At 37.4% G+C, this 25,878-nt stretch carries 21 protein-coding genes and 1 tRNA gene; 10 read left to right on the top strand and 12 right to left on the bottom strand.

Annotated features, from left to right (window positions below; translation table 11 throughout):
• Nucleotides 1-2: 2 nt before the first annotated feature.
• The 5 genes from XYLOR_RS08685 to XYLOR_RS08665 form a co-directional block, all read right to left on the bottom strand.
• Complete coding sequence (locus XYLOR_RS08685; RefSeq protein WP_036878489.1) at nt 3-839, bottom strand: MotA/TolQ/ExbB proton channel family protein; 837 nt, start codon at nt 837-839, stop codon at nt 3-5.
• A 208-nt stretch (nt 840-1,047) separates the two neighbouring features.
• A complete protein-coding gene (locus XYLOR_RS08680; protein WP_036878488.1) occupies nt 1,048-2,241 on the bottom strand; it encodes a pyridoxal phosphate-dependent aminotransferase in 1,194 nt (397 codons plus the stop codon).
• 123 nt (nt 2,242-2,364) lie between these two features.
• Nucleotides 2,365-3,576 carry a bifunctional 3,4-dihydroxy-2-butanone-4-phosphate synthase/GTP cyclohydrolase II gene (locus XYLOR_RS08675; RefSeq protein WP_036878487.1) on the bottom strand — a complete coding sequence of 404 codons (1,212 nt, stop codon included), beginning with the start codon at nt 3,574-3,576 and terminating at the stop codon, nt 2,365-2,367.
• 35 nt (nt 3,577-3,611) lie between these two features.
• Nucleotides 3,612-5,516 (bottom strand): LptF/LptG family permease, encoded by a 1,905-nt coding sequence (locus tag XYLOR_RS08670; RefSeq protein WP_036878485.1) that lies wholly within the window; start codon nt 5,514-5,516, stop codon nt 3,612-3,614.
• Between the two features lie 111 nt (nt 5,517-5,627).
• Nucleotides 5,628-6,026 (bottom strand): START-like domain-containing protein, encoded by a 399-nt coding sequence (locus XYLOR_RS08665; RefSeq protein ID WP_036880966.1) that lies wholly within the window; start codon nt 6,024-6,026, stop codon nt 5,628-5,630.
• Nucleotides 6,027-6,162: 136 nt separating this feature from the next.
• Between XYLOR_RS08665 and XYLOR_RS08660 the strand changes: the two genes are divergently transcribed.
• The 7 genes from XYLOR_RS08660 (at nt 6,163) to rodA (ending at nt 12,895) form a co-directional block, all read left to right on the top strand.
• A tRNA-Met gene (locus XYLOR_RS08660) sits at nt 6,163-6,236 on the top strand.
• Between the two features lie 313 nt (nt 6,237-6,549).
• On the top strand, nt 6,550-7,143 hold the full coding sequence (locus tag XYLOR_RS08655; RefSeq protein ID WP_036878483.1) for an IMP cyclohydrolase: 594 nt from the start codon (nt 6,550-6,552) through the stop codon (nt 7,141-7,143).
• Between the two features lie 37 nt (nt 7,144-7,180).
• Nucleotides 7,181-8,203 (top strand): rod shape-determining protein, encoded by a 1,023-nt coding sequence (locus tag XYLOR_RS08650; protein ID WP_036878482.1) that lies wholly within the window; start codon nt 7,181-7,183, stop codon nt 8,201-8,203.
• 1 nt (nt 8,204) lies between these two features.
• Complete coding sequence (gene mreC, locus XYLOR_RS08645; protein ID WP_036878481.1) at nt 8,205-9,071, top strand: rod shape-determining protein MreC; 867 nt, start codon at nt 8,205-8,207, stop codon at nt 9,069-9,071.
• A gap of 3 nt (nt 9,072-9,074) precedes the next feature.
• A complete protein-coding gene (mreD, locus tag XYLOR_RS08640; protein ID WP_036878478.1) occupies nt 9,075-9,575 on the top strand; it encodes a rod shape-determining protein MreD in 501 nt (166 codons plus the stop codon).
• Nucleotides 9,576-9,594: 19 nt separating this feature from the next.
• On the top strand, nt 9,595-11,445 hold the full coding sequence (gene mrdA / locus XYLOR_RS08635; RefSeq protein WP_036878475.1) for a penicillin-binding protein 2: 1,851 nt from the start codon (nt 9,595-9,597) through the stop codon (nt 11,443-11,445).
• Nucleotides 11,426-12,895 carry a rod shape-determining protein RodA gene (rodA, locus tag XYLOR_RS08630; protein ID WP_036878474.1) on the top strand — a complete coding sequence of 490 codons (1,470 nt, stop codon included), beginning with the start codon at nt 11,426-11,428 and terminating at the stop codon, nt 12,893-12,895. The genes mrdA and rodA overlap by 20 nt, the downstream gene beginning before the upstream one ends.
• A 5-nt stretch (nt 12,896-12,900) precedes the next feature.
• Here rodA and XYLOR_RS08625 read toward each other — a convergent pair whose 3' ends face one another.
• From XYLOR_RS08625 to metF, 4 genes are read right to left on the bottom strand one after another with little or no spacing between them, the layout of a single operon-like run.
• Complete coding sequence (locus XYLOR_RS08625; RefSeq protein WP_036880964.1) at nt 12,901-13,368, bottom strand: gliding motility lipoprotein GldH; 468 nt, start codon at nt 13,366-13,368, stop codon at nt 12,901-12,903.
• 2 nt (nt 13,369-13,370) lie between these two features.
• On the bottom strand, nt 13,371-14,552 hold the full coding sequence (locus XYLOR_RS08620) for a PSP1 domain-containing protein (protein WP_036880963.1): 1,182 nt from the start codon (nt 14,550-14,552) through the stop codon (nt 13,371-13,373).
• Between the two features lie 4 nt (nt 14,553-14,556).
• Nucleotides 14,557-15,693: a DNA polymerase III subunit gene (locus XYLOR_RS08615; protein ID WP_036878470.1), complete on the bottom strand. Its 1,137-nt coding sequence runs from the start codon at nt 15,691-15,693 to the stop codon at nt 14,557-14,559.
• 1 nt (nt 15,694) lies between these two features.
• Nucleotides 15,695-16,651, bottom strand: coding sequence for a methylenetetrahydrofolate reductase [NAD(P)H] (gene metF, locus XYLOR_RS08610; RefSeq protein ID WP_036878467.1), 957 nt, complete (start codon nt 16,649-16,651; stop codon nt 15,695-15,697).
• Between the two features lie 159 nt (nt 16,652-16,810).
• Here metF and xylE point away from each other — a divergent pair, with 159 nt between their 5' ends.
• Nucleotides 16,811-18,271: a D-xylose transporter XylE gene (xylE, locus tag XYLOR_RS08605; RefSeq protein ID WP_036878465.1), complete on the top strand. Its 1,461-nt coding sequence runs from the start codon at nt 16,811-16,813 to the stop codon at nt 18,269-18,271.
• A 37-nt stretch (nt 18,272-18,308) separates the two neighbouring features.
• The gene (locus XYLOR_RS08600; RefSeq protein WP_036878463.1) at nt 18,309-18,665 is read left to right on the top strand and encodes a response regulator; all 357 of its coding nucleotides are present in this window, start codon (nt 18,309-18,311) and stop codon (nt 18,663-18,665) included.
• A 937-nt stretch (nt 18,666-19,602) separates the two neighbouring features.
• On the opposite strand, the gene XYLOR_RS08595 is transcribed toward XYLOR_RS08600, so the two are convergent.
• The 3 genes from XYLOR_RS08595 to XYLOR_RS08585 form a co-directional block, all read right to left on the bottom strand.
• Nucleotides 19,603-21,492, bottom strand: coding sequence for a glycoside hydrolase family 97 protein (locus XYLOR_RS08595; protein ID WP_154655709.1), 1,890 nt, complete (start codon nt 21,490-21,492; stop codon nt 19,603-19,605).
• A 93-nt stretch (nt 21,493-21,585) separates the two neighbouring features.
• On the bottom strand, nt 21,586-22,350 hold the full coding sequence (locus XYLOR_RS08590) for a DUF5131 family protein (protein ID WP_036878458.1): 765 nt from the start codon (nt 22,348-22,350) through the stop codon (nt 21,586-21,588).
• A 106-nt stretch (nt 22,351-22,456) separates the two neighbouring features.
• Complete coding sequence (locus XYLOR_RS08585; RefSeq protein ID WP_036878457.1) at nt 22,457-23,092, bottom strand: NAD(P)H-dependent oxidoreductase; 636 nt, start codon at nt 23,090-23,092, stop codon at nt 22,457-22,459.
• A gap of 309 nt (nt 23,093-23,401) precedes the next feature.
• Here XYLOR_RS08585 and XYLOR_RS08580 point away from each other — a divergent pair, with 309 nt between their 5' ends.
• On the top strand, nt 23,402-25,450 hold the full coding sequence (locus XYLOR_RS08580; RefSeq protein ID WP_036878454.1) for a TonB-dependent receptor: 2,049 nt from the start codon (nt 23,402-23,404) through the stop codon (nt 25,448-25,450).
• The last annotated feature ends 428 nt before the right edge of the window (nt 25,451-25,878 follow it).

Raw genomic sequence — 25,878 nt, 5'->3', positions numbered from 1 at the left:
AATTAAGCTTCTTCTGCGTGATTGGCTTCGTATGTCTGAGCGATAGAGTAACCGACCTCATCGAGGGCGTATGTCAACTTATCAATCTTGTTTGTGAAGTAGTTATAAGAAATAACAGCACACCAAGATGTTGCGATACCGAATGCGGTGTTGATCAAGGCCTCAGAAATACCAGTAGACAAAGCGAGTGAGTCGCCACCACCACCAGCTGCCAAAGCTGCGAATGAACGGATCATACCAGTTACAGTACCGAGAAGTCCAGTAAGTGTACCTAGTGTTACGATTGTTGCTACAATAGGCAAGTTCATCTGAAGAGTAGGCATTTCTAACTGAGTTGCTTCTTCATGAGCTTGCTGAATCTTAGCTACTTTCTGACCTTTCTTTATACCAGAAGTTGCTTCCATTTCTTTGTAAGCGTTAAGAGATGCTTGTACAACGTTTGCAACAGAACCTCTTTGTTTGTCACAAAGCTGCTGTGCTTTGTCAAAATCTTTAGCGCTGATGGCTGTCTTGATGTTTGCAACAAACTTTGTTAATGAACCTTTTCCAAATGCTGTACGAAGAGCAAGGAAACGCTCTATTGATAAAGCAATAACTGTTAGTAGCAGAGTGTGAATAACTGGTACGACAACACCACCTTTGTAGATTGTTCCCCAGATATTGCTATTAAGGACGGCACCTGTATTATCTCCATTGACGAAATGCTCTCCACTTCCAAGGAAGTATTTGAAGAAACAAACTGCAATGATGAAACATACTACGATGATCCAAAATGCTGCTCTGATACCTGAGAAGCCCTGACTTTTTTTCTTAGGACTTGCTGTTTTTGTAGTTCCCATAATTTTAATTTTTTAAATTTTTAGTTATTTGTAAATTGTAAGTTTATTTTGTATTAAATTCGGGGTTTGATGCAATGTGTTGCAGACTACACCCGTCGATAATTGTGGCAAAAATAGTAATTTATGATGGACTACCATATTAATTAACTACTTTTAACCCCTAATTATTTCTTTTTGTGTTTTATATTTTGCAGAAATTTTTAAGACCTTATTTTAATTTCATTAAAACCTCTTTTATTCTATTCATCGCTTTTATTATATTTTCATCGCTAGTAGCATAGCTAATTCTAAAACACTCAGGTGCACCGAATGCATCCCCTCCGACAGTCGCAACGTGTGCCATTTCTAATAAATAAAGAGCAAAGTCTGTAGAATTGTTTATTATATGTGTCCCGTCACTCTTTCCAAAGAAACTATTGCATTTTGGGAATAAGTAGAAAGCTCCATTGGGAATATTGACTTCCAATCCAGGAATATCTTTTGCTAATTTTACTATTAAATCTCTACGGCGTTCAAATGCTTTTCTCATATATTCTACTTCACTTTGAGAACCTACATAAGCATCTTCTGCGGCCTTTTGACTTACAGAACAAGGACCACTTGTGTATTGACCTTGAAGCTTGTTGCAACCTTTTACAATCCATTCAGGGGCAGCAATGAAACCAATACGCCACCCAGTCATCGCATATGCTTTAGAAACTCCGTTTACGATGATTGTCTTATCTTTCATTCCTGGTAATTGAGCAAAACTTGAATGCTCTCCGATGTAGTTGATATGTTCGTAAATTTCATCAGCAAGGACATATAAATCGTTATGCTTTTTTATAACTTCTGACAATCCTTCGAGTTCTTTCTTTGTATATACACTACCTGTTGGATTACAAGGTGAGCATATAATCAACATTTTTGTCTTTGGAGTTATAGCAGCCTCAAGCTGATCGGCTGTGATTTTGAAGTTCTGGTCTATTTTGGTTTCGATAAATACTGGAGTTCCACCAGCAAGTTTTACCATTTGTGGATAACTTACCCAATATGGAGCTGGTATTATTACTTCGTCTCCGGGGTTTATTAGTGCCATTACTGTATTGCATACACTCTGCTTTGCTCCATTAGAAACCAATACTTCGCTTATGGAATAATCAAGCCCATTCTCATTTTTGAGTTTAGCAACAATTGCTTTTCTCAAGTCTGCATAACCAGGTACAGGCGAATACTTTGAGAAGTTATCGTCTATCGCTTTTTTGGCAGCCTGTTTTATGTGGTCTGGTGTAAAAAAGTCGGGTTCTCCGACGCTCATGTTAATTACATCGATGCCTTGAGCTTTCATTTCATTGCTCTTCTGTGACATTGCTAATGTTGCAGATGGGGCTAGTCTATTCAGACGATCAGATAGTTGTGCCATAATATTCTTTCTTGATGGTTCTTTAGTATATTGCTAGCTGCAAAAGTAGTCAAAATATTCCTTTTACAGAAAAAAATCTATCAAATTCTCACTAATTTAACTTAAAATATTTCATTTAGCGTCTCATTTAAGATGCAGAGTGTGCCCCATGCGCTCTTGTTTTGTTTTGAGATACTTATAATCATATTCATTAGGGGTTATTTCGATAGGTACATTCTCAATTATTTCAAGACCATATGCTTCTAGCCCTACACGTTTTGTCGGATTATTGGTCATGAGGCGCATTTTATGAACTCCTAGATTTCTTAGCATTTCTGCCCCGCATCCATATTCGCGTTCATCAGGTTTAAATCCTAAGTGAATATTGGCTTCAACAGTATCATAGCCTTCTTCTTGTAATTTATATGCAGCAATCTTGTTCATCAGGCCTATTCCACGACCCTCTTGTTGCATGTAGATGACAACACCTTTACCTTCTTTCTCTATCATTTCCATAGACTTATGTAATTGTTCACCGCAATCACATCTTTTACTTCCTAAGATGTCACCTGTAGCACAAGATGAATGAACGCGTACCAATATAGGTTCGTCTTTTTCCCATTCACCTTTGGTTAGTGCTATATGTTCTAATCCATTACTTTTCTGTCTGAATGGTATTAGTTTAAAATGACCATATATAGTAGGCATATCAACCTCTTCTCCAACTTCAATAAGTGTTTCCTTTTTTAGTCTGTATGCTATTAAATCTTTAATAGAGATGATTTTTAGTCCGAATTTTTCAGCCATTTCTTTTAACTGAGGCATTCTTGCCATAGTTCCATCGTCATTCATTATTTCCATTAATGCACCAGCAGGGTAGAGACCAGCAAGATTACATAAGTCTATCGTGGCTTCGGTATGTCCGCTGCGGCGTAGAACTCCGTTGTCTTGTGCATAAAGAGGGCTTACATGACCAGGCCTTCCAAATGTCTGGGGGTTAGAACTAGGGTCTGATAATGCTTTTATTGTTTCAGCACGGTCGTGCGCCGAAACTCCAGTTGTGCATCCTTCGAGTTTGTCAACAGTTATTGTGAATGGAGTTCCCAATACAGATGTGTTTTCTAGCACTTGGTGTGGGAGGTCTAGCTCATCGCAACGTCCAAGAGTTATTGGTGCACAAAGGACTCCGCGAGCATGCTTTAACATGAAATTCACTTTATCTGGTGTAATCATTTCTGCGGAGATAATGAGGTCGCCTTCGTTTTCGCGATCTTCATCATCTACTACTATTACAAATTTTCCTTTTTTGAAGTCATTTACAGCGTCTTCAATGCTGCTTAATTTAAAGTCTTCCATATTTATACACCTTATTATAATAATATATACGATATCTATTTTTTGTTTAACTCTTTTATCCTTTCTATGATATTAGAGTTTGTTGTTGAAATTGTACGTAAGTCAAAATATAGTCTCAATCTGAATTTCCACATTCTGAGATAGAAGAATATGCCTAGTGGTACTAGTATTGCTGACATTACATTAAGCCATTGATGTTCGAATGGTCGGGTATGTGCTTTAACCGAAACTATTGGATATTTATTTAGTTCAGACAAGATTATTTTATCATTTGTATTTGATAAATCTTCTATAATTTCTTCCATTTCAGTACTTAACTTTTCTATTATATGGTCCTTTTTGTATTTAAAGAATACCTTTATTATATTAGGCGCCATAAATAGCCTGTGTACTTTAGAATATTTTGTTGCATTATCAGATAATTTTTCTAGGCGGATTATATCTGTTGCGTAATCAGGATCGTTGATTATTACTTCCTTTCGATATACCATACGCTGGATTTTTAACCCAAGCAGTTTTCGCATTATATCTCGATCAACATCAAAATTGAATACAACAGAATCTTTGTTAGCTTTATATGTGAAAAAGATAGCTAAAGGCGTTAAAACCCCTGTTGCAATACTTTTTCCAAACCAAACAGCCCACATTCCACCTCTGGCCATTCTGAATCCAGTATTGTCAAATATATAATAAATAATAAAGACTATTACCGATATAATAACAGGGATTCCAAGGCCTCCTTTCCTTATAATAGCACCTAAGGGAGCACCGATAAAGAAGAAAATCAAGCACGATAATGAAAGCGTAAACTTGTTTATTGCTTCAATTTGATGCTCACGTATGGTCTTGTCTCCGTCAGAAGTCGTGAAACTTTTGTATTGCAGTGTGTTGTATATCATTTCACTCCTGTTAAGAGCTGCATTTATAATTGCTTGTCTTTTTTCAGAAGATATATGAGCGAAAACAGTATCAATGTTTATTTTCCCATTCATAGTTTCACTAATAGCTTTCATAGAATCCTTTTTGCTTGTGAGCGGTATATAATAGTCGCTACGCATCGCATCCGAATAAAATCTATGCCCAACACTATCGTATACACAATTAATAGAGTCTATATCCCGACTTATTCTAGAAAGACTTTTTGCTCTTGCATCTCCGGAAATTAAAGAACCGTCATTCATATTGAATCCACTGTCAAAGTCAAGTACTATACTTTTAGATTCAAATGTTTCACGCCTGTAAGGTACACTTGCGCTTGAAGCTAGTTGTTGCGATTGCATATTCTCAAACCACTCGCCACTGTATAAATTTAATAATAAATGCTTCTTCTCGGCCGTAGAACGTAGCATACCAGAATCAGCGAGAATAATAGCCGCATCTTCATAACTACCATTCATTTTATATATCATAACACCGTAAAGCATACCCGTCTTCATGTCTTTTTTCTGTACGTATATGTTGGTTTGTGGGATCCCGTCATAAAAGATTCCTTCCGGGATTTCTAGCTCGGGACTTTTCTGTTTCATTGAAATTAGCAGGGTAGCAAAATCTTTATTTGCTGCCGGACCTACAACATTCTGGAAGAAAAAAGATCCGATAGATATGATAATTGTTATAAATATAAGAGACCTGAAAGATTGAATTAATGATATACCCGCTGCCTTTATGGCTGTCAATTCGGAACTCTCTCCCAAATTACCGAAAGAGATAAGAGATGATAGCAGAATAGCCAACGGAAAAGCCTGGGGCATAAGCATAAGTCCCATATACCAAAAAAACTGCCCCATTATTTCTAGAGACAATCCTTTTCCTATAAGTACGTCAACGTAACGCCATAAGAACTGCATCATTAGTACGAATTGGCAAATGAAGAACGTACCGATGAAAAGGACTCCAAACTGTTTAGCTATGAATATATCTAATTTTTTTATACGAAGCATTATGATTTTTGCGCAAATTTGTGCTGCAAAGGTACTATAAAAATATTATAGTAAATATAATTTTCTAGTTTTTTATCAAAAAACAACTATAGAGTTGTTACTTATCTGATATTAGATTCCACTCGCTTGATGGAGCCTGTTCATATTTTCGTTCCATATGTATTTAAGTCCGTCAGGATCATCATTATCGGCAAAATCAGTTATAATTAGAAGATACTCATCGGTTTCTTTACTTTGTTCAATTCTTAATTCCCAATAGTCATTATCGTCAGTATCATCGTTCCATTTGAATCTTATAAATCGATTTTTTTCCTTATTAACAATCCTTGCATAACGTATCTCATGATGCCCCCATATTTCACCCCATGTGAATATTATATCATTGTCTTTCTGTTCTACATTGTTAGCAACCCAATTGGATAAACCGTCGGTTGTGCTAATCAGATTCCATATAATAAATGGTGATCTTGTGTTTAGCTCGTACTCTAAAGTGATTTTCAGCTTATTCATAAGTACATGTTTACTTGTGTTTGGCGCATTAATGGCACAAAAATAATACATTTATTCTAAAAATAGAAGAAAAATCTGTTTTTTTTTTTGTGCATTAAAAATAATATATTACCTTTGCACCCGCAAATCAGCAATTGGCGGGATAGCTCAGCTGGTTAGAGCGCATGATTCATAATCATGAGGTCCCCAGTTCAATCCTGGGTCCCGCTACGATTTCAAAAGGCAATATCGATATTTCGGTACTGCCTTTTTTTGATGCTATTATTATAGCAATATTAATTCTTACTCATTTAAATTAAGATCTTATTATTTTCATGGTAAGTGGATATTTTGAATAATATCATTGTGGTCAATGTGTTTTTCATTATTGGTTAATAATAAATATGTTGATAAATAGTTATAAACTTAAAACATTATGCAAAAATATATTTTTCGCCAATAAAAACATTTTTTATCGTTAAAAGTTACCAAAGTCAAAGCCTTTTTAGTAACTTTGCAGTCTGAAATATTTAATAAATATATTATGGCTGCAACAAAACAGATAAAGACCGCTCTAATCTCGGTCTTTCACAAGGACGGTTTGGACACATTATTAGCTAAACTGAATGAAGAGGGTGTAAAGTTCTTGTCTACTGGTGGAACTCAGAAATTCATCGAGGGACTTGGTTATGAATGTCAGACGGTAGAAAGTGTGACTACGTATCCGTCAATATTGGGTGGCCGTGTTAAAACGCTTCATCCTAAAATATTTGGAGGAATTCTTGCTAGACGCGATAATGAAAACGATAAAAAGCAGATGGCGGAATATGAGATTCCTTCTATAGACCTTGTAATTGTTGACCTCTATCCGTTTGAAGATACTGTTGCAAGTGGCGCAGCTGAAAATGATATAATAGAAAAAATAGATATAGGTGGTATTTCTTTAATTCGTGCAGGTGCTAAGAATTTTAAAGATGTAGTAATTATACCTAGTAAGTCAGAATATTCAGTGTTGCTCAATATACTTAATAAGAAAGGCGCAAATACTGATATTGAAGATCGTCGTATGTTTGCAACACGCGCATTTGGCGTAAGCAGTCACTATGATACTGCAATTCATGGCTGGTTTGAAAAATAATAAGAATTTATAGCTATAATAAGAAATAATAAAAAAGATGGGATTTTTTTCATTTATTCAGGAGATTGCAATGGACCTTGGTACGGCCAATACTATTATTATCAGTGATGATAAAATTGTAGTAGACGAACCATCTGTCGTAGCACTCGACCGTCGTACAGACAAGATGATCGCTGTTGGCGAAAAAGCTAAGATGATGTACGAAAAAACTCACGACAATATACATGTTATACGCCCTTTACGTGATGGCGTTATTGCCGATTTTACGGCTTGCGAGCAAATGATGCGTGGGCTTATAAAGATGGTACATTCAGGTAGCCGCCTTTTTTCTCCGTCTTTGCGTATGGTTATTGGCGTTCCTTCTGGTTCTACTGAGGTAGAGCTCCGTGCAGTACGTGACTCTGCAGAACATGCGGATGGTCGTGATGTATATCTGATTTTTGAACCGATGGCAGCTGCTATTGGTATAGGTATTGATGTTGAAGCTCCGGAAGGTAATATGATTGTTGATATTGGTGGTGGCAGCACTGAAATTGCTGTTATATCATTGGGCGGTATTGTATCTAACAATTCAATACGTGTAGCCGGTGATGACCTTACTGCTGATATTCAAGAATATATGAGTCGTCAACATAATGTAAAAGTCAGTGAACGTATGGCTGAACGTATAAAGATACATGTTGGTTCTGCTCTTACAGATTTGGGTGAAGAAGCACCGGAAGATTATATAGTTCATGGCCCTAATCGTATAACGGCTCTTCCAATGGAGGTTCCTGTATGCTATCAGGAAGTAGCTCATTGCCTTGATAAAAGTATAGCTAAAATAGAGACAGCGGTGCTTAGCGCGTTAGAGAATACTCCTCCAGAACTTTATGCAGATATCGTAAAGAATGGTATATACCTCACTGGTGGTGGCGCTTTGTTGCGTGGTTTGGACAAACGTCTTACAGATAAAATAAATATTCCATTTCATATAGACGAAGATCCTCTGCACAGCGTAGCGAAAGGAGCCGGTATCGCATTGAAGAATGTTGACCGTTTCTCTTTCCTAATGAGATAATATGCGCAATCTTTTAGATTTTATTGCGAAATATAATCACTGGTTCCTCTTTATATTATTAGAGGTAACCAGTTTTGTGTTGCTATTCCAGTATAATAGCTACCAAGGTAGTGTATGGTTAAGTTCTGCCAATGTTGTTGCGGGAAAGGTTTATGAATGGAACTCAAGTGTAGAACAATTCTTCAGCCTTACTCATGTTAATAAAGAACTAATGCTTCGCAATTTCTACCTTGAGCGTCAAGTAAATCAACTACGTGCTCAGATGTACGATATTACAAAGGATACTACATCTGTTCAGCGTAACAAGTTGCAAATGCTAAGTCAGTATCATCTGATACCTGCTAAAGTAATAAGCAATTCGGTTAATAGAAATGATAACTTCATAACGTTGGATAAAGGTAGTGATGATGGAATAAAAAGTGACATGGGAGTAGTTTGCGGAAATGGAGTAGTTGGAATTGTATATTTGGTATCTAAGCACTATTCTATTGTAATTCCTGCATTGAATCCAAAATCAAATATAAGCTGTTCCATCCGAGGTCGTGGCTATTTTGGCTATTTACATTGGTCTGGTGGCCCTAGTCAGCAGGCTTTTGTTGATGATATTCCTCGTCATGCTCATTTTAAGTTAGGTGATTGGATTATCACAAGTGGGTATTCTTCAGTTTTTCCGGCAGGTGTCCTTGTTGGCAAAATTCTGCAAGCGTATAATTCGCATGATGGACTTTCATATAGGCTCAAAGTACAGTTATCTACTGATTTTGGAAATCTAAGGGATGTCTGTGTCGTTGATGAACCTAATATAAAAGAAAGAGTTCTGCTGTTAAATGCAGCAAAAGATTCGCTCAAACAGAAAAGTAATTATTAAGAGATGACTATAGATATATTAAAACGAAGCTTGACTTTTATCGTTTTATGTTTGGCACAGGCGTTGGTGTTTAATCACATCCATCTGTTTGATTGTGCTACACCATTGTTATATGTCTATCTGGTGATGTTATTCCGTCGCAATACATCGCGTTGGAGTATATTGCTATGGAGCTTCTTTCTTGGCCTATCTGTAGATATGTTTGCCAATACCCCTGGCGTTGCAGCTGCGTCACTTACTTTCATTGGACTTATCCAACCTTATATACTTGATCTTTTTATGCTTCAAGATAGTGATGATGATTTTGAACCAGGCTTGAAAAGTATGGGTGGGGATCGTTTTTTCTATTATGTATTGATATTAGATCTATTATACAATATAGTGTTCTTTACATTAGAAACATTCAACTTCTTTAATTGGATTCAGTGGTTAGAGTGTATAGGTGGAAGTACTATAATTACAGTTATTCTTATACTTGTAATTGAAAATCTAAGGAAGAAGTAGTATAAGGAGACACAATTTTATGAAGGACTACGAACTAGAAAATAGGCGAATGGTTATTGGCGGAGTCGCTATAGCTATTGTTGCACTTTATATTATACGTCTTTTCACTCTTCAAATAATGAGTGATGACTATAAGAAAAATGCAGATAGTAATGCCTTCTTAAAAAAAATAGAATATCCATCAAGAGGTGCAATATATGATCGTAATGGCAAATTGATGGTATATAATCAGCCTTCTTATGATATTATGGTTGTTATGAACGAGGAAAGTGGTAGATTGGATACAACAGACTTTTGTAATAGTCTAGGCATAACAAAAGAATTCTTTATTCAACGAATGAAAGATATAAAAGATCGTTCAAAGAATCCTGGTTATTCTAGATTTACACAGCAGATGTTTATGAATCAATTGTCTGATAAAGAATTCAGTCTTTTTCAAGAAAAGATATTCCGCTTCCCCGGTTTTTATGTCCAAAAACGATCGATTAGACAGTATCAGTATGGCTACGCTGCACATGTCCTTGGAGATGTAGGCGAGGTTTCTCCTGCAGATATAGAGGAAGATAACTATTATCAGCCAGGTGACTATATTGGAAAACTAGGTGTTGAGCGTTATTACGAAAAGCAGCTACGTGGCGTAAAGGGTATACAGATTCTTCTCCGTGATGCTCATGGCCGTATACAGGGGAGTTATCAAAATGGTAAACTAGACCAAAAACCGTTACCAGGTAAAGATTTAACTTTAGGCATGGATCTTAATCTCCAGGCTCTTGGAGAAAGACTTATGCAGGGTAAAATAGGAGCTATTGTAGCTATAGAACCAAGTACGGGAGAAGTTCTATGTATGGTTTCTTCACCTACATATGATCCGCGAATATTGGTTGGCCGCCATAGAAGTAAAAATACAGTAAGCCTTACACGTAATGTTTGGAAACCATTACTGAACCGCTCTATTATGGGACAATATCCACCTGGTTCAACATTTAAGACAACACAGGCTTTAACATATCTTACAGAAGGAATCATAACACCTCATACAATGTTTCCATGTCATCATGGATTCTATTATAAGGGTTTACATGTCGGGTGTCATGGTCATGCATCTCCATTAGACCTTACTGATGCTATTAGTACATCATGTAATAGCTATTTTTGTTGGGGACTTTACCATATGATGTCTGATAGGCGCAAATATAAGAATGTTCAGCAGGCAATGGACCTTTGGCGAGATTATATGGTAAGTATGGGCTTAGGGTATAAATTAGGGATAGACCTTCCCGGTGAGAAACGAGGACTTATACCAAATGCTAGTTTTTATGACAGAGCTTACCGAGGATCATGGAATGGTCTTACGGTAATAAGTATAGCTATTGGGCAAGGTGAGGTTAATCTCACACCGTTGCAAATTGCAAATTTATGTTCAACAATAGCTAATCGTGGCTATTATTACATACCTCATGTAGTAAGAAAAGTACAAGGAGATCCTTTGGCACCGGAATATATGCGCAAGCATTATACTAAGGCTAGTCATTGGGCTTATGAAGCTGTTGTCGCAGGTATGCGCAGTTCAGTTATAAAGGGCTCTTGTAAGGCTGCTAATAGAGCAGATTATTTAGTTTGTGGTAAAACAGGAACAGCACAGAATCGTGGCCAGGACCATTCTGTATTTATGGGATTTGCTCCTATGAATAAACCGAAAATAGCGATAGCTGTATATGTAGAAAATGGTGGTTTCGGTGCTGATTATGGTGTACCTATAGGTGCACTTATGATGGAACAATATATAACAGGCAAACTTTCTCCTAGTTCAGAGAAAAGAGCTACAGAATTCCAAAATAGACGTATTGCATATGGCTCAAAGAACAGGTAAACAACAGGGAGTACTTGGTTCATTAGATTGGTGGACTATCGGTATATATTTAGTATTACTTGCTTTTGGATGGGTGAGTGTATGTGGAGCAAGTTATACATTTGGTGAAACTGATATATTTAGTTTTGGAACACGTTCAGGCATGCAGATAATCTGGATAGGTACATCAATATGCCTTGGATTTGTATTGTTGATGCTTGATGATAGATTCTATGAAACTTATGCATATATTATATATGCAGCTTTGTTATTACTACTTTTTATAACGATATTCAATCCTCATGAGATAAAAGGTTCACGTTCATGGCTCGTATTAGGACCATTGAGATTGCAACCGGCAGAGTTCGCAAAGTTCGCAACAGCATTAGGCGTGGCAAAATTTATGAGTTCTTATGGATTTAATATGAGCAGATGGAAAGATTTTGCATGTGCTTGTGGCATGGTCGTTTTGCCAATGCTTTTTATTGTAGGCCAGCGTGAGACTGGATCTGCTTTGGTTTATCTAGCCTTTTTCCTTATGTTTTATAGAGAGGGAATGCCCGGGAGTATATTGTTCACGGGAGTTGCTTTGGTAGTATATTTTGTTGTAGGAATACGTTTTGAAGAGACTCTCATTTTGAGTAATACTACTTCGGTAGGTAAATTTGTGGTATTATTTTTGGTGCAGATCTTTACAGCATCAATGGTGCATATATATTGTAAAGAGGCTAAAATGGCACGTTATATAATCTTTTATGTAATAGGCCTGACCCTTATCTTCGTACTGTTTTCAACGTATGTAATACCATTTGATGTCGTTTGGGCTCAACTATTCATGACAGCTGGAATGATTGGATTCCTGTTTTATCAAGCCCTTAGTACCCGTTTTAAAAACTATTTTTATATAGTATTGTTTGCTTTGGGGTCAGTACTATTTTTCTATTCGGCAGATTATGTTCTTAATGATGTGATGGAACCTCATCAGCGTGTGCGTATCAATGTCCTGTTAGGATTGGATGAAGACCTTGCTGGTGCAGGATACAACGTGCACCAAAGTGAGATAGCAATAGGTTCTGGTGGATTAGAAGGAAAAGGATTTCTTAATGGTACACAAACAAAACTTAAATTCGTCCCAGAGCAAGATACAGACTTTATATTCTGTACTGTAGGAGAAGAAGAAGGTTTCCTTGGATCTGCAGGTGTCTTACTATTGTTCTTAGCCTTGATTCTACGTTTAATATACCTTGCAGAGCGGCAACAATTTAAGTTTGGGCGAATCTATGGCTATTCTATAGTAGGAATATTTCTATTCCATGTATTCATAAATGTCGGTATGGTTTTGGGATTAACTCCTGTAATTGGTATACCTTTGCCATTCTTTAGCTATGGAGGATCTTCATTATGGGGATTTACGTTCTTACTTTTTATATTTTTGAGGATAGATGCAGGCCGCAATCTTGTAAGGACATAAAAATATTATCTTCCTAGAGAAAATCCTACGTCGGATATTCCAGGTAAAATTTCCCGTTTCATGTTATGCCTTATGCATACATGTATAGAGTCTCCTTTGTGTAATTCTATATGCGAAATGTTAAAGTTGTATTGGTAATAACTTATTCCATTACCCTTTGCATATCCATCTTTATTGATTAGACTACAGTTTAGTGTATCAACAATAGTTTTATTGCTAGGATATATTGTTTGCTCTACTATAAGGCAGAGGCTCATAAAGGGATAAGCACCGTTTATACGTAATCCAAGGTCTTGCTTGTAAAAGCCTCCTTCGGCTATTGGTATATCAAATTTCAATGTATCATTTTTCTCCCAACCTGTTATGGGTGTATGATTGTATTTATTATACACAACATGTTTATTGCATGATGACAACATAAATGTTGTCATCATAATAAACGATTCTAATAATATGTAAAACTTGCGTTTCATCATTATTTTTTATTCACATCATTTTGTTTTGGTTGGGCCTCAGGATTATTATTATCTTGCTTGTCATTTATATTGCGTGGTTTGCGTGGCTTCCTCTTTTTGTTTTTCCTGTTTTTATCAAAGCGGTTTATGTTTTCTTGAGCTAACAAGTCTACATGCTCATCAGCTTTCTTCTCTTTACCGTTTTCTTCAAGTGAAAGAGGCTTCTCACCTTTTCTGTTCATCTCGATTATTTCCATTGCACGCTTCCCTGTTATCGTCTCAAGGTTTGCTGGCATATTCTTATCAGTAGAGTAAGTTATAAGTCCTGATAGTATATCAGATTTAAACAAGTAATAATCACTGTCGGTAGTTTGCAATATTATTTCTCTACTAGGCAATCTCTTGTTTGCATCAATATAATCATCAACTTCGTAGTTTAGACAACATTTCAATTTTGCGCACATACCAGCTAATTTCTGTGGGTTAAGTGATATGTCCTGAAAACGAGCTGCGTTTGTACTTACAGATACGAAACTTTTCATCCATGTTGCGCAACATAGTTCACGACCACAAGGTCCCGTTCCTCCGATACGTCCGGCCTCCTGTCTTGCACCTATTTGTTTCATTTCTATTCGGACGTGAAATGTCTCAGCTAGAACTTTTATTAGTTGTCTGAAGTCAACTCGCTCATCAGCGATATAATAAAATATGGCTTTGTTGCCATCACCTTGGTATTCAACATCACCGATTTTCATATTCAGTCCCAGACCCTTAGCTATTTCACGGCTTTGGATCATAGTATCATATTCTCTACCTTTTGCCTCTTCGTATTTATCCATATCTACAGGTTTGACAATACGATATATGCGTTTTATGTCATCAGCAGATTTTAGATTGGCCTTTTTGATTTGCAACTTTACTAACCGCCCTGTTAGTGTTACTACGCCAATATCGTGGCCAGGACTAGCTTCTACAGCTACAATATCACCCTTTTTCAACTCCAGATTATTTACATTATGGAAATAACCTTTGCGCGTATTTTTGAATTGAACTTCAACAAGGTCTGTACTTTCTGCATTGCCAGGAACATCAGCTAACCAATCATAAGTATTTAGTTGCTTATCTTGACGACTGCAACCTTTATGGCAGAGCCCTCGGTCGCATCCTGAGCATATTTTGAATTTCATATTTTTGTAATCCATATATTTATTTTTGTATTAGTAATACTATCATATTTAAAGCTAAATCAAAAAAGACTATTTTCCCATTAGCATTTTGTATTATATCTCTTTGAGCTTTGTTGATCAAATCTGCAATAGGAATTATGTTGGCTTCATTTATGAAACGGGCAAAATTCCTAGAGAAGGCTTCCTCTTCAGCTGTAAGGTAGTTTATCTCTGTTTTATTGAAGTTGTATACGAAGTTCTCTCTCACCATCCTTAAAAAATAAGTAAGGAAACGTTTCTGTTTCTCTCTTCCAAAACTTGATACAGATTCACTCCATTTAGCAAGCTCTTTTACGTTGCGAACGTATGCCATTCGCATTAGTATGATGAACATATCAAGAAAGGCCTTGTTTTCATTTCCGTAGTCCAATTCCTGAAGTGCACGCATCCAACTTCCGTTTGCTATGTGAGCAATGCGTAGGGCTACAGGTTGGTCTATTCCACGCTTTTCAATAAGCCCATCTTCTATTTCTTTATCGTCAATTCGTTTTAGATCAAAACGTTGTGTTCGGCTTCTTATTGTTTCTAATAGTCGTTCAGGTTCTTCTGATACTAATATGAATACTGTTTTAGAAGGTGGCTCTTCCAACAATTTCAGCAGTGCATTAGCACATTCCTGATTCATGTTCTCTGGCAACCATATCAGAGATATCTTGTATCCACCCTGACTCGACTTCAAACTTAGTTTCTTTAATAAATCTGTACTTTCGCCAACACCTATTTTTGCCTGCTGGTTACCCGCTTTCTGGTAATCCAGCCATTGCTCCATATCAAAATAGACTCCCTTGCAAATCATTTCATGCCATTCCGTACTGAAATCATCACTGATCATCTTATGTGCAGCTGATTCTCCGGCAGGTCTAATTACAGGATAAGTAAAGTGTAGGTCCGGATGTTCCCATTTACCTAACATGACGCACTGGCTACACATACCACAAGAATCCTCATCTTTGTGGTCTTTGCATAGTAGATATGATGAAAATGCCATAGCCAGTGCCATTTTTCCACAACCTTTGGGGCCACAGAATAATAAGGCATGTGGTATGCGATTTTCATTAACAATCTGTATCAGACGGTTTTTTGCTTCACTTTGACCTATGACTTCACTGAATTTCATCTTAGAGTAACTTGTTTACAATTTTACGAACCGAATCTACAGCCGAGACAGTATAAAAATGCACACTGTGAACGCCTGCTTTGTACAATTCTTCACATTGCGAAGTTGCCCATTCTATGCCCAATTGCTTTGCTTCATCGTCTGTTTCGCATTTAATGGCTTCTCTAGCGAGTTCATCTGGTATATCGCAATGAAATGTTTTAGGTACAATATTCAATTGTGATGTTTTAGTAAAAGGTTTAATGCCAGGAATAATAGGAATAGTTATTCCCATTTCTCTAGCACGCTTTATAAACGAGAAGAACTTATTATTGTCATAGAAAAGCTGTGTAACCGCATATTCAGCTCCTAGATCTTGTTTCTCTTTTAGATATTTCAAATCCATCTCGATGTTAGGCGATTCTTCATGCTTTTCAGGATAACAAGCCACTCCATAGTCAAATTTTTGTCCAGAACATTTGATTTTTGTTCCGTCTTCAAAGAATCCATCGTTGAATTTATTAACCTGCTTTATTAAATCTGTCGTATGAAGATGTCCACCGTTAGTAGCTTTAAATGATTTGTCATCTTTTGCTTTATCACCTCTGAGTAGCAGTAGATTTGAAATACCTAGAAATTGCAAATCCAGCAATTCATATTCAATATCCTCAATAGTAGCTCCGCTACAAATTATATGAGGCTGTACAGGAATGTCAAATTTGTTCTGTATGGCAGCTGCAATAGCAATTGTGCCGGGACGTCGTCTTACACTTTGACGCTCAAGCAATCCATTATCAAGTTCCTTATATGTATATTCGCTATGATGCGTGGTTATATTTATAAACAGAGGTTCAAAATCTCTCAGCTTATCTATTGTATTGAAGAGCTTTTCGGTGCCGGTGCCTTTTAAAGGAGGCAAGACCTCAAACGAAAAGTGCTTGCGATCAACATCTTTTTTGATTAAATCAATGATTTTCATCTTACTCTTGTATTATTTTGTTGCAAAATTAATAAAAAAATATCTCTTTAGTGTGGTTTTTACATAAAATGTTATTAAATTTGTAACCTAAAAAGTAATAGTATGGCATTAAATGAGGGCAATGTCCAAAGACCATATTATATAAAACTCTAATACACAATGGAATATAGTCAGAAAGGTAGCAAAACTTACTTGGTAACAATTGTTATGGTCGCTGTAATCGGCGGCTTGCTGTTCGGATATGATACAGCAGTAATCTCTGGAGCAGAAAAAGGTCTACAAGCTTTTTTTCTTCAGAAAGGCGTTAATTTCGTATATACAGATTTTGCACATGGTATAACATGTTCTAGTGCATTGATAGGCTGTATAATAGGTAGTGCCTTATCAGGCTTATGTGCTACAAGATTAGGTCGCAAACGTTCTTTGTTTCTGGCAGGTGTTTTCTTCTTCCTTTCTGCTTTAGGATCGTATTATCCAGAGTTTCTTTTCTTTCATTATGGAAAACCTACATTTGGATTGTTGATAGCATTTAATTTTTACAGAATAATCGGTGGCGTTGGTGTTGGTCTTGCTTCTGCAATATGTCCTATGTACATAGCAGAAATAGCCCCTTCTAATATACGTGGAACTCTAGTATCATGGAACCAGTTCGCAATTATATTTGGACAACTTGTTGTATATATGGTCAACTTCTTTATAATGGGCTCTCATACAAATCCAGTATTTGAGATTTCTCAAGGAATAAGTACTATTGCAGCAGGAACTGATATGTGGACTGTTGAAACAGGTTGGCGCTATATGTTCTTAAGCAATGCTGTGCCCGCAGGAATATTCGCTATCTTAATTTGCTTCGTACCAGAGACACCGCGCTATTTAGCAATGATAGGTAAAGACTCAAAGGCATTACATATTTTGGGCAAAATAAACGGAACTGCTAAAGCTGAAGAAATCCTTGCAGAGATAAAAAATACCGTTTCAGAAAAGACCGAAAAGTTATTTACTTACGGAGTTATGGTAATCTTTATTGGTATTATGCTTAGCGTATTCCAACAGGCAGTAGGTATAAATGCCGTATTATATTATGCACCACGTATATTTACAGATATGGGCATGGGTAATCCTATGATGCAGACTGTAATAATGGGTGTCATTAATATATCGTTTACTTTGGTAGCTATCTTTACAGTCGAAAAATTGGGCCGCAAGCCTCTTCTTATAATAGGTTCTTTAGGTATGGCTGTTGGCGCATGCGGTGTGGCCTTAAGTTTTGGTCATAACTCTATTGTTACAATGGTCAGCATCATGTTCTATAGCGCATCGTTTATGATGTCATGGGGACCTATCTGTTGGGTTCTTATATCAGAAATATTCCCTAATACGATTAGAGGTAAAGCAGTGGCAATTGCAGTAGCTTTCCAATGGGTATTCAATTGGATTGTAAGTTCTACTTTTGTGCCAATGTTTAATCTGAGCGTGGGAGGAAATAATAACTTTGGCCATGTATTTACATATAGCATTTATGGCGTAATCTGTCTAATTGCAGCAATATTCGTATGGAAACTTGTACCGGAAACAAAAGGAAAAACACTAGAAGAAATGAGTAAACTTTGGAAAAAATAATTAATCAAACTAAATTAATAGAGATAGGAGAACGTATATGAAGACCATTTTAGTAGCAGAAGATAATGATGGCAATTACATTCTTATGACTTATATTCTCAAGAAGAATTATAATATTGTAAGAGCTGTAAATGGACAGGAAGCAGTTGATAAAATTGCAGAAGGTGGCATTGATATGATTTTGATGGATATAAAAATGCCAATAATGGATGGCTTGGAAGCGACCAAAATCATACGTAAAGATCATCCGGACCTTCCTATTATAGCATTGACTGCAAATGCCTATGAGAGTGACAGGGAGTCGGCTTTTGAAGCTGGTTGTAATGATTTTATTGCTAAGCCTGTAAACTGTCAGACTACACTTGATATCATTGCCAAATATATCAATAAATAATTTGAGGCATATCCTCTGGAGAGTCTATCTTTAAGGTGGATTCTTATAAAAATAAAATGAGTTCGGTTTTTCGCCGAGCTCATTTTATTTTTTATTATCCGCAGTGAATATCCGTTTATGAATCAAATCTCTACAAGTGTCATGTGCTCATCTGCCGCAATATTGATATTTTCGAATAAATACATTAGTATATAATGCGAAAAGTTATTCTCGTTTTGCCTTCAGCCGTCACTTAAGATTCTGATTATCAAATCATTCGGCTGAAGGCAACTTCCAGAGGATATTTTGTATGCTACTTTTTATCTTATCTCAGATTTAGGTCGACTCTTTTAAAACTTATACCTAATATTGGTTGGTTGAAAATGGAGCTTTCTTAATGTCGTTGTGCTTTGCTCTGAAAATTGGTTTTAAAAAGATGAAAAATGCTTTGTTTTAACACCTTTTTTATACATAAAAGCAATGCTTCTTTATTCCGGAAATAATCCTTTACAGTCGTGCGACCTAGGTAGAACGATCGTTTGACCTGGGTCGCACGATCGTTTGACGTCGTCGAAAGTTCTAGGATGATAACTTTTATAACTTACTATATATGCATTAGATGTACGTTAGTTAGGCTATAAGAACTTATTTGCAATACTATAGATTGGTAAAGCCTATCTTCATTAAATAATAAGTCCGAGTTTGAATATGGCTTGGCAATAGTGACCAATATATCCTCTTTGAATTTGCCTTCAGCCGAATGATTTGATAATCAGAGTTTTAGGTTCCGGCTGAAGGCAAATTTAGAATGGCTTTTATAAAAAACATTAGATTATAATGACCGCCGATTAATCTCTCGAGTTGTCCGTTACGGACAAAGTATGGTAACTTATACTGAATTCCATTCTGGAAATCTCAGAATAGATTTCTGTAGATGCTAGCTATATTTTTATTCCTGTCATTTAATCCTACCCACAAAACCACCGCCTGGTAACATCTTTATTTCCAGTTTATCATCTGGTGAGACGGTTTTCTCGCGTCTGTCTATAGCAGTATTTGAGCTGTTGTTGTCATAAACGAGTGTAGCAGTTTTCTTCGTCTTCAAAAAATCCAATGAGAGATTAATCGTACGTGCCTCAGCTCCGTTCATCACACCAATCCACCACATATCACCTTTACGGCGTGCATAAGCTACGACCTTTCCCATTTCTGTACATGAAAGCACACGTGTTTCATCCCAGGTGGTGGGGATCGTCTGAAACAAATCGAACATCGGGCTTTCTATGTAGAACTTATACTGATCACAAAAGTGTGTGATGGGCGAAAGATATACAATAGCCTGCGCAAACTCGTGTGGCCACGAATACTTTGCCGACTGGAGCTGCTGAGGATCGAGCATCACAGGTGTTACATCTGCAGCTCCCGCCATCAATCTCGTGAAAGGTAGACTTACATCCTGATCATACGGCATTACACGACCGTAGCGGCTCATGTGGTATTCATCTCCGCGAACAGCCTCACGAGTGATATTATTAGGATAGGTACGTGAGAGTCCTGTCGGCTTCACACTACCATGGAAATTCAATAACAGTTTGAGTTCGGCACAATCCTGCATAGCACCCATATACCACTGTAGGATTTGAGAAGTTGCATCCGGAATGAAGTCGATCTTAATACCGGCAGCACCTAATGCTTTAACCTTCTCCAGGTATGCACGGCGGGCAGACGCATTACGCATCTCACTGGAATTGACCCAAACCATCGATTTTACACCAACACTCTTACCATAATCTATCACCTTTTTGAGTAATGTCCACGGATCTTTGCCCTCAGATTTCCAGTTGCTCCATCCCTCGTCAATGAGATAATACTCCCATTTCAGTTTGGCAGCAGCGTCATACCATGCTTTCTGATTTTCATATATCGGTGCCCCTATGCTCCACCAGTGCCAAAGGCAACGACCGGGTTTCACCCAAGAATAATCAGATCCGGCCGAAGGAGCGGGACACAGATTCATGATCAAGTCGGAATTGACCAAATCCGTCAGGTTCTTTGCAATGATAACCGTTCTCCATGGAGTCACGTGCAAGTTTCCATACATACCTTTAAGTGACGAAGGATTCTCATCGGCAAGGCGTTTTATCTCCCAACCGTTCTTTGCAAAAGGGAAACAAGCCTTGAACGTTCGGTCATGACAAACAAACGCCATATCAGAAAAATCCTCACAGTCAGCTTCGGATATCGACAAAAGATGAGTTCCCTCATTAATAGTAAGAGGTCCCATCACGATTTTATCATTAGGCACACTTTCGAAAGATGTCACATGACTGAAACCCTCATAGCACTGGTTCAGATCCATCCATGCCACTGTTTTTGCAGTCAAGGGCAGTCTCCATGAAGTAGACTCACCGTCAATACGTTTTGCACCATCAGGCAGGGAATAACGGACAGCCACCCCATCATTATAGGCACGTAATATAAGATGATATTTATGTCCCTTACTTGTCAACGCCACAACTGCCTCATTGGCTAAATTATGTGCAGTGCTATGATTACCGAATATCTGATATTTCTCATCTATCTTCTTGTAAGTCGGTGAAGAAGCAAACATAACATTCATTCCTAAGTCCAAACTATCGACAGTGATGCCAAGCGGTGAATTGGCAATCACCGTTGAACCGTCGGCAACAACTGTATAGGTAAGACGGTTACTGACGATGGTCGCATTGACTATAATGTGGCTGTCGGGACTAGATAACTTAACTCCGTTCATTCGTGCTGCTGCACTGGTTATTCCCGACCCCGTTACCAACAGAGTCAGAAACAAAAGATGTTTGAATATTTTCATTTTCATAATAAAGATGTGACAAATTTACATAAATAATTTGAAACAGCAAACATATTAGATAATTACCTTATTAATAATAAGTCATAGCATGATTCATATCTGTTCTCCATGAGCTCCGATACGGTAGTTGATATTGGCTTTGTTTGCCTGAGATATTTGGAATCTGCGGCGAACAAGATACAATTTCCCGTCCTTTACTAATCTGGCCCCTGTCTGGTGGAAATGAAAAGGAATATTCTTTTCAATACACTGCGCACGAAGATCCAATATCCAGTCATAATCGCAAACACGAGCTTCGGATCCAGATTCTCCGCTGACAGCAACTTCCGCAATAGAATTGTCAAGATATGCCCTTAAATCAACACGCTCTAAGATCGGAGCAACAATAATAGCCTTATGTTTTATCTTCTGGCTTTTGAATATGGGTAGCCTATAATCTGCCATGGCCTGATTTTCGACGGTACATCCCACAATTACATTATCATAACCTTCCCCCCAGTCCTCCGGTAGGCATTGAGCAAAGCGGTCAATTCGTTTAGTGAAAAAGAAAAAGGTCAGATCACTTCGTTTACGTATCATATTCCATGCTTCAGAACGCCATTCATCAGCACCTTCAACTAGGAAGTCAGAGGTAAAACAGGTGAAAACAATTGTTCCGGGATCTATCTTATAACTTTTATCCCGTTTCCGTTTGATCGGTTTATTAAAATCTGCATTCTTAGTTACAACACAGCTTCTCTTCTCAGAACCATACATCTCATCCTGCCGATACACATAACAATATTTGCACCCCGGACTAATCTTAGTACAACCATGCCATGGATTCCAATCTATATACGATTGTTGAGTGCACGTCATTCTCTTTTGTTTTCGCAGAATAAAATATCAAAACAGCAAAGTCTATAAGAGATTTCTGTTTGTATAAAATAGAATCTAATATATGACTTTGAGATGAAAAAAATAACTATTTACTTTTTATAACGAAATTATCTTTTGGGATTCTTACTTTTTTCATTTTTACGAGCCAGTCGTTTGTGTTATCTCGATAGCCGAGGGGCATTAAAACTACACTTCTAAGTCCTTTAGATCTCAGACCTAACAGTTCATCCAAGGCTTTATTATCGAAACCTTCCATAGGGGTGCTGTCCACTTTCAACTCTGCGGCCTGCGCCAAGGCTAATCCCAAACCGATATAAGCCTGTCTGGCTGTGTGTGCAAAATTCTCTTCTGCAGTCTGTGGCAGATAGAGGGCTTTCAGTTTGTTAGTATAAGAATCAAACCTACCTTTTGGTAGACCTCTTTGATCTGTGGTATAATTATAGATGTCATCAATTCTTTTTTCTGTGTACTTATCCCACGCAACAAAAACCAAAAGATGAGAACATTGAGCTATATTTTGTTGATCCATAGCAATGGGAACTATTTTTTCTTTCAGTTCCTGATTGGTAATAACCATTACTCTGAATTGTTGTAAACCTGAAGAGGTCGGGGCTAAACGTGCCGCTTCGATAATCTTATCTACATCTTTCTGATCTACCTTTTTTGTAGAATCATACGCTTTTGTAGCATATCGCCATTTTAAGTCATCTAATAGAGCCATATTATATATATATTAGTTATGAGACAAAGTTATACAACTTTTTTGAAACGCCAATATATTTCTGTTATATTTTTCTATTATTGAATATATGGTGGCTATTAGCGGTAAAGCAGTATGCAGACATTCAGTGCCATCTCTTTATGACGGCCTAAGGATTCCGTCCGCAGGAGACTCATACATACTGATTTGCAGCGTGTTATGGCAATACAAGACACTTATCAGGAAAATATCAGGGAAATCTCAGTTTGTTTTTTCCTCCATCCCTTATATAGTTTCTACCTTTGCGCTTCAATTCAAAATAAGGCGCAAATGAAACGAATAATCCTTTTATCAGTTCTCTTAGGTTCAACACTCTCATCCTTTGCTCAGGATGTGGAAAAGGAGGTCAGTCTTCAAGAAGTAGAAGTGAAAGCAGCAAGAGTTGTCAACAAGGTAGATGGTCAGTTTATTTTTCCATCGGAAGAACAGAAGACCCATTCATCATCTGGATACAGTATCTTGCAGAAGCTATCCTTACCAAATATCCGTATAGATGAGATTGCCCACAGTATTGCTGCCATTGACAATCGTGGTAGTGTGCAATTGCGTATCAACGGTATTGAGATTGATAAAACAGAAATGCTCTCACTCGATCCTAAGAGTATCTGCAAAATTGATTTCATTAACAATCCTGGTGTGCGCTATGGAGAAGGTATTGCATACGTCATCAATATCATGACATGTAAGGTAAACAGGGGTTATATCGTAGGCACAGATCTCACCCAGTCGATTACAGCAAAGAATGGCGATGACATGATATTTGGAAAGTGGAACGCCGGAAAAAGTGAAATATCGTTGAGTTATGAATTTGGTTACAATGATGACAAAAGTAATCGCACGAAGGAATCGGCTGACTACCATCTAAATGACGGTTCGGTCTACACTATACAAAGAAACGATTTCGCCTCTCGGAACAGATGTTTCAGTAACAATATGAAGTTGACCTATAATCTGGCTGACTCCACAAACTATGTGTTTCAGGCAACTCTGAGTGGCGATTTTATGAATATCCCCGGAGATTATAACTACAAGAACATTATTGATGGTACCAATCAGTATGTCGCAACAGATCATCAACATAGTCTTAGCAGCACTCCCGTTCTAGACCTTTACTACTTCCGCCAGTTGACACCAAAACAATCCATCACACTCAATGCGGTGGGCACTTACATCAATACCGATGCACTTAATTATTACGATGAGAGAACACCCTATCAATATAACGTGAATGGAAAAACCTACTCAGCAATCACTGAGGTAATCTATGAAAACAGACTCAAGCCTTTCATCCTTTCTGCAGGTGTCAACTATAAATATAAGTACACGCGCAATGAATATACAGGTGATGCCCAGTCGCATGATACGATGCAAAACAATCGTCTTTATGCCTTCTCTGAAATAAAAGGAAATCTAAGTAAGTTACGTTATGCAGTCGGAATGGGAATAAGCTATCTCAATTATCACCAGCAAGAGCATGAGTACAATTATTCGTTATTCAGAACAAAGGTTTCATTGGCATACAACATTACGAACGAACTCCAACTTAGTTATTCTTCCGAGATGTACGATGCCGCCTCTAGGATTGCAATGATTAGTGACATCACCATTCGAACGAATAGCATGGAGTCGACAGTAGGAAGCCCTGATCTCAAGCCAAATAGAGATTTTGAGCATACCCTTAAGATGTCTTATAACAAAGGACCTTGGCAATCATTTATTCAGTGTTACTATAAATCGTGCAATCATCCCAATATGGCTGCTTATGAACGAACTGCTGACAATCAGTTCATCTATACTCAACGTAATCAGAAAGAGATTGACGTACTCCATATAATGGCATACGCTAATTATTGGCTCATTCCCGAGAAACTGAGCATTGCCACTGACGGAGGGTTATTCCGCTGTTTTAATTTCGGAGATGACTACACACATTGCTATACTTCATATTTCTGCACAGGAAGCATCAATACCTACCTCGGCCACTTTACACTCGTAGCTCACGCTGACAACGGCTCACGTTTCCTTGAAGGAGAGGGGAAAGGCTACAATGGTTCGTGCATCTCCTTGCAAGGGTCTTATCAGTACAAAAATTGGCAGTTCTCCCTCACATGGTCGCAACCATTTTCCCGGAATTATAAAATGTACGAGTCTGAAGTTCTCAATCGTAATCAGCACAAGATTACCACCCTTTACAGCAGTAGCAACAGCAACCTCGTCAGTTTGAATATTACATGGCGACTGAGCAAAGGCCGTAAATACCAAGGTGTTGATAAAAAAATCAATCTGAAAGATAATGAAACAGGAATTATCAAACGATAGGGCTTTTGATAATAAAGATATTATTCCCTCACTTTATTAATAAGTGCGCCACGACTTTTACTCCCGAGCATAAGGTCTTCATCTGCTTAGAACCGACTTTAGGCAGTTTGCCTTCAAGGATGAAGTTGCAATGTACCGCTTTCACGTGCTCGGCCACATTAAAATAATTGGGATTACTAATCGAATTACTCTTCGTGTGCCTATAATAAATATATTGCCATTTATTAATGTTTTTAATTGTATTGATGTGCAACCAATAATAAAACATTGAAAATTCTTATATGGAAATATTGGCATAATACAAAAATATAAATATCTTTGCACTCTTATCAAAACATATTAATCCTCTTTTTATTTATGATAACGAATTGGGAAATAGAAGATGTATTTCATCTTAATGACGAATATGAAATTTATGAATTTTGCAA

The sequence above is a fragment of the Xylanibacter oryzae DSM 17970 genome (assembly GCF_000585355.1).
GTDB classification, from domain to species: domain Bacteria; phylum Bacteroidota; class Bacteroidia; order Bacteroidales; family Bacteroidaceae; genus Prevotella; species Prevotella oryzae.
This window is presented reverse-complemented; position numbering and strand designations above follow the sequence as displayed.